The organism is Myxococcus sp. AM011, from assembly GCF_013372595.1.
GTDB classification, from domain to species: domain Bacteria; phylum Myxococcota; class Myxococcia; order Myxococcales; family Myxococcaceae; genus Myxococcus; species Myxococcus eversor.
Genome location: NZ_JABXEM010000465.1, coordinates 1 through 3,886, shown reverse-complemented (window position 1 = coordinate 3,886; position 3,886 = coordinate 1). Strand labels below are relative to the sequence as shown.

The window sequence follows — 3,886 nt, the reverse complement described above, 5'->3', positions numbered from 1 at the left end:
GGTTGACGCTGGGGAGGCTTGGGGGCACTCACGGTGGGAGCTTCCTTCTGAGCAGAGGCCACGGGGGCCGCTGACGGTACTCCAGCAGCGGGCGGCGCGGCGCGGGAAGGCGGTAGAACATCGGGCGCTTTCGCATGAGGAACGCTCTCGGGGGCTGGGAGCCCAGGTGCTTCGGGCGTGGGTGACAGTTCGCGCAGCAGCGCGAAGGCCGCCACGGTCGCCACCACCACCGCGCCAACGGCGGCCACCTTGCGTCGCCGGCCCCGCCGCCGTCCGGCCATGCCCGCCCGCGGTGCGCTCACGGTGGGCGCGAACACCGGCGCTTCCCACTCCGCGCCGCCCGGGTCCGCCAAGGCCTCCAGTCCACCGCGCAGGGCCTCCAGCGTGGGCAGCCGTTGTGCTGTGTCATGTTCCACCGCTCCGGCCACCAGGGCACTGAGCGCTTCGGGGACGCACGGGTTCGCCTCTCGGGGCGCGGGAGGTGGGCCCATGGCGGGGCTGTTGACGGTGATGCGCCGCGCGGCGCGCTGCTCCGGGTCCTTCGCCGTCTCCGCGTCCGTCAGCGCGTCGTACAGACACACCGCGAGCGCGTATTGGTCATCTTTCGCCTGGAAGGGATAGCGCGCACTGAAGTCCAACCGGTGCTCGTTCCAGAAGGTCACAGCCTCCGGGGCGCGGAAGCGGTTGGTGCCCGGGGGCAAAGGTCCTTCGGTCAGTTCCCGCGCGTTGGCGAAATCACCCGCGCCGAAGTCCACGATGAAGGGCTCACCGTCATCCTTGCGAATGAGGACGTTGGACAGGGAGATGTCCCGGTGGAAGACGCCCTGGCGGTGCATGTAGTCAAGCGCGTCCGCCAGCTTCATGAACACGTGCGCCACTTGCTTGAAGGTGGGCCGCACCTTCTCCAGCCACTCGGCCAGCGTCCAGCCGTCCACGTAGTCCAGCACGAGATAGGAGTAATCCCCAATCAGGTCTGGATAGTGGCCCCAGGCCCGGGCGCGGATGATGTTCGGGTGCTCCAGGTGGATGAGACAGCCCAGCTCCCGCGTCATGCGCTGGTTGGTCTTCGCCACGTCGTCGCTGACCTCGCGGCACCGGGCCAGCTTGAGGGCGAAGCGCCGCCCGCGCCGCTTCACCAGCAGCACCATGCCGTTGGCGCCCTCCCCGAGCGCCTTGACGACGCGGAAGGAGTCGATGAGTGCGCCAGGTCTGAGAAAGCCCAGGGGGTGCGCCGTGGTCATGGTCCGTGCCCCTTCTCTCCTGGCTCCTTCGCCTCATCCACCTTCACGCCCCGAATGGACAAGTGCCGCGAGCCCTCTGCCTCTTGCACTTCCACCCGGTAGAGCTCACCGGGGCGCCTGGGTGGGCGGGCGAACTCCACCGCGAACATCCCCGCTGATTCGGGCGTCAGCGCTTTGGACTCCAGGGCCACCACGCGCGCCGGAATGCGCTCACGGCGGGACTCACTCACGAGCCACGCCCCGCCAGGCTTCCACATCGGCTGTCCCGGCGGGTTCTGCAACCACGCGGACACCACCACCCACTTGTTCGCGACCAAGCGCTTCCCATCTTCACACACCAACCCGACTGCCGTGCAGTCCGCGCCAGCGACCTGAACTCCTTGCGCGTCAAGCTGGCCTGAAACCACCAAGAAGGCCGGGCCGGTGGCCGCGCCGCGCTCGCGCAGCGCGGTCATTTCTCCCTCACACGCGGTGGCGCGTGCTTCCAGCTCGGCCATCTGCGCCAGCAGCAAGTCCGGCGCGCGTGCGTCCCGGTAGACCGTGACCTGCGCGTCCACTTCCACGGCGTCCGTGCGCAGCGAGAATTCGGGCTCCAGGGCGGAGCACGCCTCCGCGAAGCGCAGCCGCAGCGCCACCGTCGTGCCCAGAGCGGCAACAGGTGTGAGCGTGATGGCCCGCGCCGCGACGGAGAGCACTTGGATGTGCCCCTGTGGAGCCAACTCCACACTCCGCGGGTCGATGTCCGCGACGAAGTTGAGCGTGGTGGGGATGCCGGGCGCCACGCGCACATCGATGGGGGCTCCGGTCAGGGCGGCACGGCGGGCGCGCAGGGCTCTCTCCGAGGGCGGCTCGGCCGCCGCCGTCCACGCCACCAGGGAAAGCAGCGCCGGAACCAGCCTGGGAAGTGGTGACACGCGGGAACGACCTCCTGCGTTGGACCGTACCAGACCGCGCGCTCCTGGATCGCGGCCCGGCGCTTGGGATTCGAGGCAGGGTGGGCGGGCTCCGCGTGTAAAGGCTCTTTTCAAAACCACCCCTGAGGGTAGGCCGAGAATCATCTTGCAATTATATTGCAACAGATTCAGACGATGACCTTGAGCGTCGTTCAACTCGGGCCCAACTCAAGGGTACTTTCCTGAGGCTCCCGCGCGGTGTCCGTGTGCCGCGTGGGTTTCAGGAGGTCTTGCGCATGGTGTTCTCTCGTCCCCCGGCGTACCCGCCCGGCATCGTCCTCTTTCGCCGCGAAGGCCTCACCTACGAGCTGGTTCAAGACCTGGGGCTCGGCAACCATGGCGAACGCGTCGTCCTGGCCCTGAAACGCGGCAAGGGGCGGACGGACCTGGGCCGGGTCATCATCAAGACGCTCGGTCTTCCAGCCACCACTGATGCCATGAAGGTGACGCGCCAACGGCTGGTGGAGGAAGTGCAGTTGGCCACGTACCTGCACCATCCGAACATCGCTCGCGTCCACGGGCTGCACGAATCCAAGAAGGCCCTCCACGTCATCACGGAGGCCGTCAGCGGGCGCTCCGTGGAGAGCCTTCTCAATGTGGCCCATGGGCGCGGGCGCTACTTCTCCGAAAACTTCATGCTCCACATCGGCGCGCAGGTGGCGGATGCGCTGGCCCACGCGCACGGCGGTCGGGACGAGACGGGTCAGCCGTTGCACATCGTCCACCGGGCGATTGACCCCACCCGCATCCGCGTGAAGCGGAGCGGCAAGGCGAAGCTGATGGACTTCGGGCTCGCGTCCGCGCACCTGCCTGGACGGCGCACCGTGCGCCTGCCGCGCGTTCGAGGTGACGCCTATTACACCTCCCCGGAAGTGTTGCTGGGGGAGCCCGAGGACTCCCGCTCGGATTTGTTCGTGCTCGGGCTGGTGTTGCTGGAGTTCGCCACCGGCCGTCACCTGCTCTCCCCGCCGGACCTGCTCCCGCACGAGATGGCGCAGATGCTGTCGGAGAAGGAAAAGGAACGACTCGGGGACGCCGTCGCGCGAGCGCAAGACGAATGGACCGAGCCCGACATGGGAGTGATTGTGCTGCGGGCCGCCACCTTCAAGCCGGAGGACGTGGCGCAGGCGACGCGGGGGCTGTCCGACCCCGTGCGGACCCTCTTGTCCAAGCTGCTGCGCCGCGTGCCTTCAGAGCGCATCGCCTCGGCGGCGGAGTTGGAGAACCGGCTCCGCAAGCTGCTGCACGAGCGGAAGAACTACGGATACGCGGAAGCAGCGGCGGAGCTATACGAAGCACTGGTGGACGCAGGGGAAGCCGTGGCGGCCGATGCGGACCCCGGCACGGCACGGGTACTGCACCCAGACAGTGTTTCCACCGAGCCCGCCTCCGCGTGAGCGTGGCGGGTCTCTCCGGACACGGCGCCCCACGACAGACGGATGAGTTGTCCTGCTCACTAATTCTCCACTCGATTACACCCCCCCAACCACATGGCTGCAGGGGCGAGGCTGCGCGTGCTGGACGTGAGCAATCTCACGCAACCGCGTGAAGTGGCGTACTTCAACAGCTATCGTGAGACGGACCCGGGACGCGGGGACGCGCTGGAAGAGGGGGCCACGGGGCTCCAGGTTCCTGGAGATGGTCATGTGTATGTCGTGGATACGTCCCGTGGATTGCTGGTGCTGACGGAGC

At 67.9% G+C, this 3,886-nt stretch carries 3 protein-coding genes and 1 pseudogene; 2 read left to right on the top strand and 2 right to left on the bottom strand.

Features of this window, described 5'->3' with window-relative positions:
- Both HUW62_RS46090 and HUW62_RS46085 read right to left on the bottom strand, forming a co-directional pair.
- Nucleotides 1–1,241, bottom strand: a 1,241-nt coding sequence (locus tag HUW62_RS46090) for a serine/threonine-protein kinase (RefSeq protein WP_176438065.1), incomplete at its 3' end; no start/stop codon positions are given.
- Nucleotides 1,238–2,155: a DUF2381 family protein gene (locus tag HUW62_RS46085; protein WP_163871133.1), complete on the bottom strand. Its 918-nt coding sequence runs from the start codon at nt 2,153–2,155 to the stop codon at nt 1,238–1,240. The genes HUW62_RS46090 and HUW62_RS46085, both read right to left, overlap by 4 nt.
- Before the next feature lie 275 nt (nt 2,156–2,430).
- Here HUW62_RS46085 and HUW62_RS46080 point away from each other — a divergent pair, with 275 nt between their 5' ends.
- Together HUW62_RS46080 and HUW62_RS49510 are read left to right on the top strand one after the other, a co-directional pair.
- Nucleotides 2,431–3,591 (top strand): protein kinase, encoded by a 1,161-nt coding sequence (locus HUW62_RS46080; RefSeq protein ID WP_176438064.1) that lies wholly within the window; start codon nt 2,431–2,433, stop codon nt 3,589–3,591.
- Nucleotides 3,592–3,702: 111 nt separating this feature from the next.
- Nucleotides 3,703–3,886, top strand: a pseudogene (locus HUW62_RS49510) (hypothetical protein); the annotation flags it as partial.

Excerpts from the sequence above, each read along its gene's own strand:
- HUW62_RS46080 (WP_176438064.1), top strand. The coding sequence starts at position 2,431 with ATGGTGTTCTCTCGTCCCCCGGCGTACCCGCCCGGCATCGTCCTCTTT.